Annotated in this window: 1 protein-coding gene; it reads right to left on the bottom strand. The window is 60.8% G+C overall.

Translation table 11 applies throughout. The features are described 5' to 3' along the window. Positions 1-250 (bottom strand): phage portal protein (locus DEO48_RS00005; RefSeq protein ID WP_146198219.1); only part of this gene is annotated, 250 nt, incomplete at both ends.

Raw genomic sequence — 250 nt, 5'->3', positions numbered from 1 at the left:
GATCCCCACGCCGTGATTCATCATCAGGCGGTTGTCGCTGTAATACCCGGCTCGCGCATCCTGATAGCCTGTCCACCCTTCCGCGTTCGCCACCTCTGCGGCAGTATCGCCCAGCGCCTCAGCCGCTACGCTCGGGTCAAACGGCGATTTGAGGTACGCCCCGAACACGGCATTGAGCACCGCAGCTTCAAGCTCGCTCTGGTCATACTTCGTGAGCATCTTCATGCGCTGCACAATCGGCGTCAGCAGA

Source organism: Enterobacter sp. CGMCC 5087 (genome assembly GCF_003144775.1).
Lineage (GTDB): Bacteria > Pseudomonadota > Gammaproteobacteria > Enterobacterales > Enterobacteriaceae > Enterobacter > Enterobacter cloacae_M.
The sequence above is the reverse complement of the archived record's forward strand: the minus strand, read 5'-3'. Positions and strand labels throughout refer to the sequence as shown.